This window comes from Demequina aestuarii (assembly GCF_000975095.1).
GTDB lineage: Bacteria > Actinomycetota > Actinomycetes > Actinomycetales > Demequinaceae > Demequina > Demequina aestuarii.
The window spans coordinates 1,780,853-1,794,838 of the sequence record NZ_BBRD01000001.1 but is presented as its reverse complement, the minus strand read 5'-3'; the positions used below and the strand labels follow the sequence as shown (position 1 = coordinate 1,794,838).

Here is a 13,986-nt window from a genome sequence, read left to right as displayed (position 1 = left end):
CCCGAGGAGGAGAGCCCGCCACGTCACGAGAATTGATACAACTCTCGTCGACGTGTATCCAATCTATCGATCTATGTATCCGAGTCGGAACACTGATGTTACGACCATGTAAATTCCTCGCCCCCACCCCCGGGGCGACCGGAGCGCGCGGCGCGCGGCCTCGCGCCCGCCCGCGCGCGCCCGAGAAGACTGGACGGGCGCCCGGAGTGGCCGGAGGGGCGGTCGGCCTCGGAGGTGGTGTGCCCGTGCGAGCCAGCGGGCGAGCCGCCAGCGCCCGGGTGCGGTCGGCGCGGCTCCGGCCCTCGCCAGCAGGCACGTCGGTGCCGTGGCAGTGGCCCCCCTGAGGTGTCGCAGGCGCCGCTGCCCGCGACAAATTTACGCGAGCGAAACCCCAATGTCTCAACGCGGATACATCGTGCGCTAGATTGGATACAAAACCGCTCGAGTTGCACTCGCGCTCAGCGGCGGCCTCCACTCCAGCCGACGAAGGGTCCCAGCTGTGGCACAGACACGATCGCTCTCGACAGTCCTCATCGCGAACCGCGGAGAGATCGCTCGCCGGCTGATCCGTGGCACCCGCGCGGCGGGATTGCGGTCGGTCGGCATCTACACCGCCGTCGACTCAGCGGCCGCGCACGTCCGCGAGGCGGATCAGGCGATCGCGCTGTCGGAGAGTGGTCAGGGGTATCTGGCGGCCGACGAGATCGTCGCGATCGCACTCGCCACGGGCGCCGATGCGGTCCACCCCGGGTACGGCTTCCTGTCCGAGAACGCGGACTTCGCAGTGGCGGTCGAGGCGGCGGGGCTTGCCTTCATCGGCCCCACCCCCGAGCAGATCCGCCTCTTCGGCTCCAAGGCGCAGGCCCGGGAGGTCGCCGACAGGGCGGGAGTGCCGTGCGTGCCCGGCAGCGGCATCGTGGGATCCGCCGCGGAGGCGGTCGCGCAGGCGCAGCGCATCGGCCTTCCCGTGATGCTCAAGGCCGTCGGCGGCGGGGGAGGCGTGGGCGTCGAGCGCTGTGATGATGTCGCCTCTCTCGAGGCAGCCTTCGAGGCCGTGGGCGCTCTCGCTCGTCGCCATTTCGCCAGCGGGGACGTGTTCGTCGAGAAGCTCATCGACGATCCGCGCCACGTCGAGGTGCAGATCGTGGGCGATGGCGCCGGCACGGTATCGGTGCTCGGAGACCGTGACTGCAGTCTGCAGCGCCGCCACCAGAAGGTCGTCGAGGAGGCGCCCGCGCCAGGACTCAGCCGCGACCTGCGCACGCGACTCCACGACCACGCGCGCGCCGTCGCGGCCGCGGTCGACTATCGATCCGTCGGCACCGTGGAGTTCCTGGTCGCGGGCGACGACGTGTATTTCCTGGAGGCGAACACCCGCCTCCAGGTCGAGCACGCCGTCACCGAGGAGGTGACAGGCGTCGACCTCGTCGGCACGATGCTCGGACTCGCCGCTGGTGCACCGCTGCTCGACGACCACAGCGTCACGGGTCATTCGATCGAGGTCCGGCTGTGCGCCGAGGATCCCTTCGTCGACCATCGCCCCAGCGCAGGAGTGCTCACGGAGGTGGTCCTCCCGGACGGGCCCGGCATCCGCGTCGAGTCGGGGGTGGAGCGCGGCGACGTCGTCACCGCCCATTACGACAGCCTGCTCGCCAAGATCATCGTCACGGCGCCCACTCGCGACGGCGCGCTCGACCTCATGCGGGAGGCGCTCGCGGGCACGGTCATCCGTGGGATCGAGACCAACATCCCGCTGCTCAAAGCCGCCATCGAGGAACCCCGCGTGTGGTCCGGAGACGTCTCGACCGGGCTCCTCGGCACCGTCGACCTGATTCCGCAGCGCATCCGCGTCGCCAGAGCGGGCATGTCGACCACCCTTCAGGACTGGCCCGGTCGCATCGGCCACTGGCAGGTGGGCGTGCCCCCGTCGGGCCCGTTCGACGACGTGTCGTTCCGCTGGGCCAATCGCATCGTGGGCAATCCCGAAGGCACCACGGCGCTCGAGGCCACCATGCTCGGCCCCGTCCTGGAGTTCTCCTACGACACCGTGGTCGCCGTCACCGGCGCGGCCGCCGAGGTCAGGGTCGGTGGTCGCTCCGTCCCCATGTGGGAGCCGGTGTCGATCGAGGCGGGCCAGTCGCTGGAGATCGCGACCCCCGCATCGGGCGCCCGCACGTATGTGGCGACGCGCGGCGGTTTCGACGCCGCGGAGTACCTGGGGAGCACCTCGACGTTCGTTCCCGGCGGCTTCGGCGGTCACGGTGGCCGGGAACTGCGCGCGGGGGATGTGCTGCACCCCGGGGCCGCCCGTGAGGCGGCCTCCCTCGTCCCGACCCCGCATGATCGTCCCGCGATCGACTCGGAATGGGTGCTTCACGTCGCGGAGGGCCCTCAGCCTGCGCCGGAGTACTTCACTCCTGAGTCGATCGCGGCCCTGTACGAGGCGACCTGGACCGTGCACGTGCACGCGGCGCGCACCGGAGTGAGGCTCACCGGCCCTCAGCCCGCCTGGGCCCGGCCGGACGGTGGCGAGGCGGGACTGCATCCCTCGAATCTCCACGACAACCCGTACTCGGTGGGCGCCATCAACTTCACGGGCGACACTCCCTCGATCCTCGGTCCCGACGGGCCGTCTCTGGGCGGTTTCGCGTGTCCGTTCACCGTGGTCTCGGCCGATCGCTGGAAGCTCGGCCAGCTGCGCCCAGGCGACACCGTGCGACTCGCCCCCGTCGACGAACCCACCCTCCCGCAGGTGCGCGAGGCCCGGAGGGCCGCCGCACCCTTCGAGCCATCGGTGACGCGTCGCGACGACGACCACGGCGTCCTCGCCCGCACCCCCGCATCGGCCGATGCGCCCGAGGTGGTCTACCGGCGCGGGGGAGATGACAACCTGCTGCTCGAGTACGGGCCGATGGAGCTGGACCTCGCGCTGCGCATGCGTGTCCACGCCCTCATGGAGGCGGTCGAGCGGCACCGACCCCCGGGGCTCCTCGACATGACCCCTGGCATCCGCTCGCTGCACTTCCACGTGGACGCCGATCAGCTGTCGGTGCGCAGCCTCCACGGCCTGCTCGCGGAGCTCGAAGGCGAGCTGCCGGACGGTGCAGACCTGACCGCGCCCAGCCGCGAGGTGGTGCTGCCGATGTCCTGGGATGACCCGGTCGTGGCCGAGGCCATCGACCGCTATCAGGACCTGGTGCGCGACGACGCGCCGTGGAATCCGTCCAACCTCGAGTTCATGCGTCGCATCAACGGTCTCGACACCGTTGAGGACGTGCGTCGCATCGTCTTCGACGCCGAGTACCTGGTGCTGGGGCTCGGCGACGTCTACCTTGGCGCGCCCGCCGCGACCCCGGTGGACCCCCGGCACCGGCTGGTCACCACCAAGTACAACCCCGCCCGCACCTGGACCGCCGAGGGCACCGTCGGGATCGGCGGCTCATACATGTGCATCTATGGGATGGACAGCCCGGGCGGATATCAGCTCGTCGGGCGCACTCTGCCCATCTGGGCGGGACTGCGCGAGGGCCGTCCGAGCTTCGAGGCGGGCAAGCCGTGGCTGCTGCGGTTCTTCGACCGGGTGCGGTTCGTCGACGTGCCCGCGGACGAGCTCGAGCACCTGCGCCGCGAGTTCGTCGCGGGCCGCATGGACGTGGACATCACCGAGGGCCGCTTCTCGCTGGCGGAGCACCAGGCGTTCCTCGCCCAGGAGGCCGGCTCGATCGCGGAGTTCCGTGCCCGCCAGGCCCAGGCGTTCGCGACCGAGCGCGCGCAGTGGGAGGCCGCCGGCGAGTTCGACGTCCAGGAGGCGGCGGCCGATGCGCCGGTCGCCGTGACGGCGGACGTCCAGGTCCCGCCCGGATGCGAGATCGTCGAGGCCCCCATGGCCGGCAGCGTGTGGCGCGTGTCGGCTCAGGCGGGCGACGAGGTCGACTCCTCCGGGCGCATCGTCGTTCTCGAGGCCATGAAGATGGAGCTTCCCGTCGCCCCTCGGGCCCACTCACACGTCATCGACATCCTTGTCCGTCCCGGACAGGTCGTCTCAGCGGGCCAGGCCATCGCCGTGGTCCGCCCGTCCGCACCATCGAAGGAGAACGCATGATCATCGACGCCTACAACACGACCCAGGACGTGCGGGGCCGGAGCGACTACTTGACGGGAGCGCGTCCCGGACAGGCGCCGCCGCCGTACACGCCGTTCGACTCGAACCGCATCATCACCCGCATGGACGCCGCCGGCGTCGACAAGGCGATGGTGTGCTCGCTCGCGCAGCGCATCGAGAACGAGTTCCTTGTCGAGCTGGTCGCCAAGCACCCGGATCGCCTGTTCGGTTTCGGCCAGGTCATGCCCCAGCACGACGATGCGGTGGATCAGATCCGCCGGTTCGTGGACGATGGCCTGGTGGGACTCAAACTTCACCCCAGCATGCACGGCTATCACGTGGCCGACCATGGGCTCCTGGACCCGGTCTTCGAGGCGTGTGCCGAGCTGGGCATCCCGGTGCTGATCAACGCTCTCGACGATGCGTTCTGCGCGCCGCTCGCGATCGAGGAGATCGCCAAGGACCACCCGACCGTGCCGACGATCATCGCTCACATGGGTGCGGTGTGGAATGTCCCCGAGGCCATCATCGTGGCCGAGCGCCGGGACAACATCTACCTCGAGACCTCCGCCACCCTCATGGCCGACGTCAAGCGTGCGTACGCGCGCGTGGGGCCCGAGAAGATCCTGTTCGGCTCCGAGTGGCCGGGAAGCGACTTCGACCTCGAGCGCATGAAGATCGCGAAGGCTGTGCCGGACGACGCCGATCGCGCCCTCATCGAGGGCGGCAACATGGCCCGCATCATGGGGTGGGCGTGACGCCCGCCCCACGGCCCACGGCCGATGCGACGCTCGCCGCGATGGCCGATGCGGGCGACCGCGAACTGCTCGGGGCCGCGCGGAGCGTGCTGGAGCGCGCCTACGTGGCCGGCCGCCACGACGTCGCGGCCGCCGTCCGAGTGGAGTCCGGCGCGATCGTCACCGGGCTGCACCTCGAGGCGTCGCAGGGCCGAGCCTCGGTGTGCGCCGAGTCCGGAGCCCTGTCGGCGGCGGGCGCCGCGTTCCCCGGAGAGCCTGTCACCGCGATCGTCGCCGTCCTGCGGCGCGCCGACGGCACGGACTACCTGATCGAGCCGTGCGGCGTGTGCGCCGAGCTGCTGGTCGACCACTGCCCCGATGCGCGGGTGTGGGTCGGACACGGCGACACTCCCGAAGCCGTGACCCCCGCGCGGCTGCTTCCTTTCCACCACCCACGACCGGGCCGCCTCGCAGCACCATCCTCCGCGACGCCTGCCCAGGAGAACCCCCATGACTGATGCTTCACCCGACTCTCTCGACATCCGCGACCTCGCCGCCGAACTCGGTGGACCGGGCGTGCCCGTGCGCTGGGAAGAAATGTCCTGGCCACAGATCCCTGCGCTCGTGGAGCACCACCGCGCGGTGATCATCCCCATCGGCGCGATCGAGCAGCACGGGCCTCACCTGCCCATGAACGTCGACACCGAGATCGACATGGCGGTCGCGGAGGCGGTGTCCGCAGTCACCGGCATCCCCACGATCCCGCCGGTGTCGGTGGGCGTGTCCGCCTCTCACGGCGACTTCGCGGGCACGCTGACGCTCCGGCCCGAGACCCTCATCGCCATCATGGAGGACCTCACGGACTCGCTGTACCGCTCGGGAGTGCGTCAGTTCATCTTCATGTCCGGACACATGTGGAACATCGGCGCGCTCGATGTGTCACTCGAGAAGCTCCGCACGCGCTACGACGACGTTCGTGCACGCTCCATCGGCTACGTGTCGATGTACCCGGGCCCCGAGGTCGACGGTCACGTGCAGTACGGCCGCGGCCTGATGCACGCGAACTTCTTCGAGACGTCGGTGATGCTTCACCTGCGCCCGGAGCTCGTGGACATGTCGCGGGCCACGTCGCACCTCGATGTGGATTCGTTCTGGGACTACCGCATGGACCAGGTCAGCGATTCGGGCGTGTGGGGCCGGGACGTCGAGCAGGCGTCCGCTGAGCACGGCCGCGACGAGTTCGAGCGCTGCGTGGTCCGGACCGCGCGGGCCCTTGCGGCCGCCATTCGCGAGCCTCAGCCGGAGCCCACCCGCTAGGCCTGACAACCGACGGAGCGTCGGCCCCTCAGGCCCGTGTGGCCTGGGGGGCCGTTTCGCGTGCTGGCGCGGAGAACCTCACCACGGGGATCACCGCGAGCTGCACCACCGCGGCGCCCACGAAGGCCACGGTCGAGCTGGTCGCCGTGATCGACAGGCCGCCGAGAGCGGGGCCCACCGCCATCCCGAGCGCCGTCGCCGCGGAGAAGAAGCCGATGGCCGTGGACTGGCGTGCGGGCGGCAGCGGAGCCGTCGCCATCAGGGTGAGGGTGGGGTACAGGGGCGCGTACCCCACCCCGAGCACAGCTGCGCCCGCGGCGGCCCACCAGAAGGTCGGCGCGAAGGCGATCACGGACAGGCCCGCGGCGACCACCGCGAGCGAGGCGCGCGCCGTGGACGTGACCGCGATGCGGTCCGTTGCTGCTCCGAGCGCGATGCGCGCGACGACGACGCTCGCGGCGAAGACCACGAAGATGGTGGCGGCGCCGCCCACTCCGGAGGCGGGCATGCCCTGGGCCTGGAGGTGGAGCACCAGGAACGCGGTCAGCAGTCCCTGCGCCCCCCACGCAGCGAGGCTGATCACTGCAGGAACCCAGACCGCGCGAGCGAGGGAGCGCCTGAGCGCTGCCGCCGTGAGGCTCTCCGGCGAGGCCGGCCCGGACTCCTTGCGCGCATCGGCCGGGTGGACGGTGGGCGTGGACGCCACCAGTGCCGCGATGCCGAGCGCCATCACCTGCAGGATCGCCATCCCGGCCCACGCGGCGCTGTTGCCCGCCCACGCGTAGAGGTTCTCTGCCAGGAGCGGGCCCGCGGCAAGGCCCACCCACACGCTGATGCCGTAGTACCCGAGCGCGCGTCCCCGTTGGTGGTGAGGGGTCGAGAGGGCGACCCACGAGGTGGTGGCGATGGTGACGCCCGCGTTTCCCGCGCCGTACGCGAGCCGGCTCACGGCGATCGAGGGCACCGTGAAGCTGACGATCAGCAGCCCGACGCCCGCGATGGCGAGCACGGATGCCGCCACGGCGACGGTCTTCGGTCCCACTCGATCGGCGGCGACTCCCGCGGCGGCCATGGCGACGATCGCAGTGATGCCCGTGATGGCGACCAGGCCACCGGCGGCGGCGGCGTCCTGGCCGAGCACCTCGAGGGTTCCTCGCGTGAGCAGGGGCGCGGCGGCAGCGTTGACGGAGTAGTTGGCCGATGCGGCCACCACGATGAGCCAGAAGCCCACCGAGCGGATGCCGCGGGCCGAGGGGCCGTGTCTGGCGGCGCTCGTCATGGGCGGAGCACTCGAGCGGTGGATACGTTCATCTATTTATTGTATACAAAGAGGTAGGCGCGCACGACAGGACTGTGCGTGGGTCGAGCCCCGCCGTCGGTCCGGTCAGCCGCGTACGGTCGTGTCGGAATGACGCTCGTACCAGCGAGCGACCTGGTCGCCCGTCTTCAGCACGTGCGCGCGCATGAGCGTGGCCGCTCGGTCGCCGTCGCCCTCCGCCAAGGCGTCGATGATGTCGACGTGATCGTGGTGGTTCTCCTCGCGGTGGCGCACGTTCTCAACCAGCAGCACGGCGGGCACGTTCCTGGGGTAGGAGAGGTTGATGTCGTGGAGCATCCGCGTGAGGCGCGCGTTCTCCGCGGCCTCGTGGATCGCCGGGTGCAGCGCGTACTCATTCGCGACCCCGCCCGAGGGCGCGGCACCCGCAGAATCGGGCGCGTCGGCCATCGACATCGTGAGCGCGTAGAGCGCATCGTTGGCCTCCCGCATGCGAGAGATCGTCTCGCTCGACAGCCGGGTGGCGGCGCGGCGGGCGGCGAGGGCCTCGAGCTCGGCGCGAACCTCGTACGTCTCGCGCACCTCCCACGGCACCGGCACGCGCACGATGGCGCCCCGGTGGGGGTGGAGCTCGATGAGGCCGGTCGAGTGCAGCTGGCGCAGCGCCTCGCGCACGGGAGTGCGGCTGATCCCGAACTGCTCCGCGAGGTCCGCCTGGCGCAGTGGGCGTCCCACCGGCACCTCTCCGGACAGGATCATCTCGCGGATGCGGTCCGCGAGCTCATCGACGAGCGCGGTCGAGGAGGGAGTGGGCGACATGGCGCGAATCCTTGTCTGAGGCAGATTGCGGCGACCGTGACGCCCGTGAGTGGGGTCATGACCGCCCCTAGCAGGGTGGATACAATCTCCTCATTATAGGGTCCGAGGCTCGCGAGCCTCAAGGCTCTCCCTGGGCGCGTCGCCACTCGCACGATGCGCCCGCCAGTCGCCGACGGCGCTGATGTCCGGCCCCTCCATCCGGGAGCACAGGAATCCCGTGACGGTCGAGCCGTCCTCGAGCACCACCGGGCCCACCGCCATCGGCTCGGTGAGCACGCTCACCAGGCTGGCCAGAGCAGCGGGGGACAGCGACCATCGCTCGCCACTGATCGCGTGGCCAGGGCCATCAGTGGCGGGTGCCACTCCGGGGCGGTCGATCGGGCCGGGCAGGTCGACCATCCGATAGCGCGGTGCGGTCGTGACGCGGCCGACGAACCTCGCGCCACGCTCGGTGAGCTGCGTATTGAGGGGCAGTCCGCTCATATGCGCCCCGAACACCACCACATCGTGCTCGTGGCCGTGTCGCAGGGTGGGGCGGGGGTCGCCGACGACGTCGGCGGCGATGTCGAGCGCGACCTGGTCGTGAAAGGCCGGAGCGACCACGGTGACGCCGAAGCCGCCCGTCGATGTGTCCGCCACCGGCACCGCGACGCCGCACAGGTCCAGCAGGTTCAGGAAGTTCGTGTACGTGCCCACCTGGGCGTTCACGCCGATCGGGTCGCCGGCCACGTCGTCCAGCGTGGGGTGCCGGGGGGCGGTGGGCACCAGCAGCGCATCCAAGTCGGCGAGGAGGGTCCGCGCGGCGGCGCGGTAGCGGTCGAGCTGTTCGACGTCGCGGACCAGCGAGACCGCGTCGAAGCGCCCGGCGGCCTGTGCGATGCGTGCGACCGTCGGGTCCGCACCCTCGGGGTGCGCCGGCAGGAAGTCGCCATAGGCTGCCGCACGCTCGGCGACCAGGGCGCCTTCGTAGAGCAGACGTGCGGCGTCCAGGAGGTCGGCGATCGAGACTTCGGTGACGTCGGCGCCCCGAGCGCGAAGGGCCTCGGCGCATGCGGCGAAGCGCGAGCGTCGCTCCTCGTCGAGGGTCGCCAGCTGTGCAGGGACCGGGATGCCCACTCGCGGGCGTGCGGGTGCGGCCAGTGGCATGTCTGCGGGCCACGACCTGCTCAGGGGGTCCGCGTCGTGAGGGCCGATGATGACGGAGAGGGCAGTGGTCGCGAGGCCGAGGTCGCGCGCGAAGACCGTCACGCAGTCGTACGAGCGGGAGGCGGGGACCACGCCCGCGGCGGGCACCAGCCCGCGGCTCGCCTTCACTCCGACGATGCCGTTGAAGGAGGCCGGGACACGGCCGGAGCCGGCCGTGTCCGTTCCGAGGGCGATGTCAGCGATGCCCGACGCCACGGCGACCGCAGATCCGGACGAGGACCCGCCCGCGACCCGCCCCGGATGCGTGACGCTCTCCAGCGCTCCGTAAGGGCTGCGAGTGCCCACGAGCCCGGTGGCGAACTGGTCCATGTTCGCCGAGCCGAGGATGATCGCACCGGCATCTCTCAGGCGAGCCACGGCGGGGGCGTCCGCGGCCGCTGCGTCACCGTACTCGGGGTGGGCGGCGCTCGTGCGAAGGCCGGCGACGTCGATGTTCGCCTTGACTGCCACCGTGGCTCCCGCGAGGGGCAGGTCCTCTCCCGACTCGAGCCGCTCCTCCACGCGTCGCGCGTCCTCGAGGATGTGCTCGTCGCTCCTGCGCTCGATCCACACGGGGATTGCGGCGTGCCTCTCCATGGCGCGGAGCGCCTCCTGGGCGCGGGACACGGGTGACGGGGTGCGGGGCGTGAGGGGCATGGTCCGTCTCTCTGCAGGAAGCAAGGCCGTCATTATTGTATCCGATACCCATACTTGTGGATACATGGCGACGGGCATGGGGCGGGGGTGGGCCGCACCGCTCTCCAGGGCGCAGCAGCCGCCCGCAGGCGGTCATGGCGACAATGTGGCGTGCTCGGCACCCCCAGGGGCATCCCTGACACGCACCGTCCGCGGGACGGACGGACATCGAGCGGTCGTCATGGGAGACTTGCCGCATGTCTGACCCCACCGACCTCACGCTCGGCGGCCTCACTCCTGACGAGGCCGAGCGCGAGATCTACAGCCACATTCTCACTCGCAACCCGGAGCACGCCTTCGAGCCCACTCTCGACCGCGTGCGGGAGGCGTGCGACCTGCTCGGCTCCCCTCAGTCGGTCTTCAAGGTGGTGCACATCACCGGCACCAACGGCAAGACCAGCACCGCGCGCATGGTCGAATCCTTGGTGCGTGAGCACGGACTCCGCACCGGACTGTTCACCTCTCCGCACCTCAGCACCGTGCGCGAGCGCATTCAGATCGACGGCGAGCCCATCACGCAGGACGAGTTCATCCGGCTGTGGCAGGACGTCGCCCCCATCGTTCACATGGTCGACGCGCGCTCCCTCGAGCGCGGCGGCCCGCGACTGAGCTTCTTCGAGGTGCTGGTGGTGCTGGCGTACGCCGCATTCGCCGATGCCCCGGTGGAGGTCGCCGTCGTCGAGGTCGGCATGGGCGGCGTCTGGGACGCGACCAACGTCGCCGACGGTCAGGTCGCCGTGGTGGCGCCGGTGAGCATGGACCACGCGCAGTGGCTCGGCGAGGACCTCGCGGGCATCGCGGGGGAGAAGGCCGGGATCATCAAGGATGGCGCCACGGCCGTGATCGCCGAGCAGACCGATGCGGTCATCCCTGTCCTGCTCCAGGCCATCGACGAGCGCGGAGCCACGGGTCTCTGGGAGGGCGACGCGATCGAGGTCGTCGAACGCCAGCCCGGCGTGGGCGGCCAGCTCGTGACGCTGCGGACGCCCGCCGCGACCTATGCCGACCTGTTCGTCCCGCTGTACGGCGAGCACCAGGCGCACAACGCGCTGCTCGCGCTCGCGGCCACGGAGGCGCTGTTGGCAGACGGCGGCCCGCTGCAGTCCTTGGACGGCCAGACCGTCGAGGCGGGGTTCGGCGCCGTGACGTCGCCGGGCCGTCTCGAGGTGGTCCGCACCTCACCGATGGTCCTCGTCGACGTCGCGCACAACCCGGCGGGCATCGATGCGCTGGTGGGCGCCGTCGAGGAGTCGTTCGCCTTCGAGTCGATCGTGGGCGTGGTGGGAATCCTCGAGGACAAGGCCCCGGAGGGAATCCTGGGCGGTCTCGACCAACTGCTGGACCACGTGGTGATCACCGCCTCGTCCTCGCCCCGCGCGATCCCGGCGGAGGAGCTCGCCGAGGTGGCGCGCGGCGTGTTCGGCGACGACCGCGTGCAGGTCGCGAGGGATCTGCCCGATGCGATCGACCGCGCCGTTCAGACCGCCGAACGCGTGCACGACATGGGGGCCGGGGTCCTCGTGACGGGTTCCGTCACGGTGGTCTCCGAGGCGCGCATGCTCATGGGCGCCGACAAGCGCAAAGGCGTGGGTCAGGCGCGATGACCTCTGAGCCGATGTCTTCGCAGGGCCCGACGAGCCAGTCGCGGGACGAGTCGACCGACGCCGCGCCTCGGCCGCGACCACAGCGGCCCGCCACCCTTGTCTTCACGCAGGCGGTGCTCGCGCTGCAGGCCTTCGTCGCGCTGTTCGCGACTCTCGTGGCGTGGAGCTTCGCGCACCACGGGCTTCTCGACGCTCCGGCGGGTGTGGTCGCCGCCGGCGGAATCGCGCTCATGGTCCTCCTCGGCTATGCGGCGGGACAGCAGAAGAAGCGCTGGGGGCGGATGCTCGGCTGGATCCTGCAGGTTCCCATGCTGCTGGGCGGGCTGCTCGTGCCCGCGATCGCCGTCATCGGCGCGGTGTTCCTCGGGCTCTGGATTCTGGGGCTGCGGCTCGGCTCTCGCATCGACCGCGAGCGCAAGGAGCGTGACGAGGCGGCCGCCCGAGCAGATCGAGACGCCGCGGCCGTCCCGGGGGAGGGCCCCGCGTGAGGTCCCCGTCGCTCGTGCGCCGTGTGACGATCGCGATCGTCCTCGGTGTGATCGGTCTCACCATGCTGATCTACGCACTCGAGCGCACCTCGCTGGTGAACTTCGCCGCCACGCATGACGGCACCGAGGCAGTCATCCCGGTCCGTGTCTACCTCACGATGTTCGTGGGCCTCGCGATGGTGAACCTGTGTGCCTTCTGGGCTCTCGACCACTGGGGGGCGTACCTGCGTGCGCACCCCGACGTCACGCAGCTCCCGGTGTGGTTCCTGGTGCTGCTGATCATCCTGCCGGGCGGGGCGCTCGTCACCTCCGTCGCCACTCACGCCGGCTACATCCGCAGCCTCGACGCCGTCCCCGTCGACCCCAACGCCGGGTTCATCGCGTTCCAGGTGATCATGGCCGCGCTGGTGATCATCGCACTCGTGCTGCTCGGCGCGCGGTGGGCGCCGGGGTACAAGCCGCCGCGCGAGGCCCCCGCCCAGGACTGAGCCTCCGCACTCCCGACGGTGGGGAGACGGACCCCGGCCGCACGACCGGGGCTCATCGACGAGGTCCGGGCGGTCATCGCCCCCGTGGTGGTGGGCCGGGGCCAGCGAGTGTTCCCCGGGGCGAGCCCAGGGCCTCACGCTCCGTGACGAGCGTCGTCCCGACGACGGCATGATGTGGTGGCAGAACACGCGGACACGGTCGCTGGCACAGTGTGTCGCTGGCACAGTGTCCTGAGGCGGAAGCGTCGCCTACGCCGGCACCTCGACCACGGACGTCACCTCGAAGTCCGCGAGCACCTTGCGGCCCGGGAGACCGCCGAGCTCCAGCAGGAACGCGTAGCGCACGCTCACTGCACCCGCGCGGGCGAGCATCTCGCCGACGGCGCTCGCGGTGCCGCCGGTCGCCAGCACGTCGTCGACCACGAGCACGCGCTTGCCGTCGAGCCCCGCGGGGCTGAGCACCAGCTCCGACGCCCCGTACTCGATCGTCGCATCGGACTCGAGCAGGTCGCCTGGCATCTTGCCCTTCTTGCGCACCATCGACATGCCCACGCCGAGCGTCTGGGCGACCACGGGGGCGAAGATGAAGCCGCGGGCGTCGACCCCCACGACGATGTCCACCGATCCGGTCTCGGGGGTGAGGGCGTCGCACGCCTCCCGGAACAGGGCGGGGTCCGCGAGGATGGGGCTGATGTCGTAGAAGAGGATTCCCTGCACGGGGAAGTCGGGGTGCGTATCGAAGTTCGCGAGTGTGATCACGCGGACATCATCCCAGAGCCCGCATGAGCGATCAGGCAAGTGCGGTTAGGCTCGTCGCCATGACCGAGACAACGCTCATCCTTGTGAAGCCCGACGGCGTCAAGCGCGGACTGTCGGGAGAGATCCTGCGGCGCGTCGAGGCCAAGGGGTACGTGCCCGTGGCGGTCGAGCTGCGCACCGCGACCCCCGAGCTGCTCGCCGAGCACTACGCCGAGCACGTGGGCAAGCCCTTCTACGAGCCGCTGGTCGAGTTCATGCTCTCCGGCCCGACCCTGGCGATCGTCGCCGAGGGCGACCGCGTGATCGAGGGCTTCCGCTCCCTGGCCGGCGCGACGGACCCCACGAGTGCCACCCCGGGCACGATCCGCGGCGACCTCGGACGACAGTGGCCCACGAAGGTGCTGCAGAACCTCGTGCACGGCTCGGACTCCGAGGAGTCCGCCTCGCGGGAGATCGCCATCTGGTTCCCCGCCTTCCAGCGCTAGGGGCGATGCGGGCGCGGCCCGCCCGCCTGT

Annotated in this window: 12 protein-coding genes; 8 read left to right on the top strand and 4 right to left on the bottom strand. The window is 70.8% G+C overall.

The genetic code is table 11. The features are described 5' to 3' along the window. The first annotated feature begins 499 nt into the window (after nt 1-499). From uca to AOP72_RS08420, 4 genes are read left to right on the top strand one after another with little or no spacing between them, the layout of a single operon-like run. Nucleotides 500-4,102 carry an urea carboxylase gene (gene uca, locus AOP72_RS08435; protein WP_062134984.1) on the top strand — a complete coding sequence of 1,201 codons (3,603 nt, stop codon included), beginning with the start codon at nt 500-502 and terminating at the stop codon, nt 4,100-4,102. Then, on the top strand, nt 4,099-4,860 hold the full coding sequence (locus AOP72_RS08430; RefSeq protein ID WP_062134982.1) for an amidohydrolase family protein: 762 nt from the start codon (nt 4,099-4,101) through the stop codon (nt 4,858-4,860). Before uca ends, AOP72_RS08430 begins: the two co-directional genes overlap by 4 nt. Next, nucleotides 4,857-5,357, top strand: a complete 501-nt coding sequence (locus AOP72_RS08425; RefSeq protein ID WP_152650311.1) for a cytidine/deoxycytidylate deaminase family protein — start codon at nt 4,857-4,859, stop codon at nt 5,355-5,357. Before AOP72_RS08430 ends, AOP72_RS08425 begins: the two co-directional genes overlap by 4 nt. Further along, nucleotides 5,350-6,156: a creatininase family protein gene (locus AOP72_RS08420; RefSeq protein WP_062134976.1), complete on the top strand. Its 807-nt coding sequence runs from the start codon at nt 5,350-5,352 to the stop codon at nt 6,154-6,156. The genes AOP72_RS08425 and AOP72_RS08420 overlap by 8 nt, the downstream gene beginning before the upstream one ends. A 28-nt stretch (nt 6,157-6,184) precedes the next feature. Here AOP72_RS08420 and AOP72_RS08415 read toward each other — a convergent pair whose 3' ends face one another. From AOP72_RS08415 to atzF, 3 genes are all read right to left on the bottom strand, one after another. Then, a complete protein-coding gene (locus AOP72_RS08415; protein ID WP_062134973.1) occupies nt 6,185-7,435 on the bottom strand; it encodes an MFS transporter in 1,251 nt (416 codons plus the stop codon). A 105-nt stretch (nt 7,436-7,540) separates the two neighbouring features. Further along, nucleotides 7,541-8,251, bottom strand: coding sequence for a GntR family transcriptional regulator (locus AOP72_RS08410; RefSeq protein ID WP_062134969.1), 711 nt, complete (start codon nt 8,249-8,251; stop codon nt 7,541-7,543). 93 nt (nt 8,252-8,344) lie between these two features. Beyond that, on the bottom strand, nt 8,345-10,093 hold the full coding sequence (atzF, locus tag AOP72_RS08405; protein ID WP_062134966.1) for an allophanate hydrolase: 1,749 nt from the start codon (nt 10,091-10,093) through the stop codon (nt 8,345-8,347). Nucleotides 10,094-10,329: 236 nt separating this feature from the next. On the opposite strand from atzF, the gene AOP72_RS08400 reads away from it, so the two are divergent. The 3 genes from AOP72_RS08400 to AOP72_RS08390 are packed head-to-tail and all read left to right on the top strand — an operon-like array spanning nt 10,330 to nt 12,712. After that, on the top strand, nt 10,330-11,736 hold the full coding sequence (locus tag AOP72_RS08400; RefSeq protein ID WP_062134963.1) for a bifunctional folylpolyglutamate synthase/dihydrofolate synthase: 1,407 nt from the start codon (nt 10,330-10,332) through the stop codon (nt 11,734-11,736). Beyond that, nucleotides 11,733-12,224, top strand: coding sequence for a DUF4233 domain-containing protein (locus AOP72_RS08395; RefSeq protein WP_062134960.1), 492 nt, complete (start codon nt 11,733-11,735; stop codon nt 12,222-12,224). The genes AOP72_RS08400 and AOP72_RS08395 overlap by 4 nt, the downstream gene beginning before the upstream one ends. Next, the gene (locus tag AOP72_RS08390; RefSeq protein WP_062134957.1) at nt 12,221-12,712 is read left to right on the top strand and encodes a hypothetical protein; all 492 of its coding nucleotides are present in this window, start codon (nt 12,221-12,223) and stop codon (nt 12,710-12,712) included. The genes AOP72_RS08395 and AOP72_RS08390 overlap by 4 nt, the downstream gene beginning before the upstream one ends. A gap of 249 nt (nt 12,713-12,961) precedes the next feature. Here the strand turns inward: AOP72_RS08390 and AOP72_RS08385 are convergent, their stop codons facing one another. Further along, a complete protein-coding gene (locus tag AOP72_RS08385) occupies nt 12,962-13,471 on the bottom strand; it encodes an adenine phosphoribosyltransferase (RefSeq protein WP_062134953.1) in 510 nt (169 codons plus the stop codon). Between the two features lie 59 nt (nt 13,472-13,530). On the opposite strand from AOP72_RS08385, the gene ndk reads away from it, so the two are divergent. After that, a complete protein-coding gene (ndk, locus tag AOP72_RS08380; protein WP_062134950.1) occupies nt 13,531-13,956 on the top strand; it encodes a nucleoside-diphosphate kinase in 426 nt (141 codons plus the stop codon). Nucleotides 13,957-13,986: the final 30 nt, after the last annotated feature.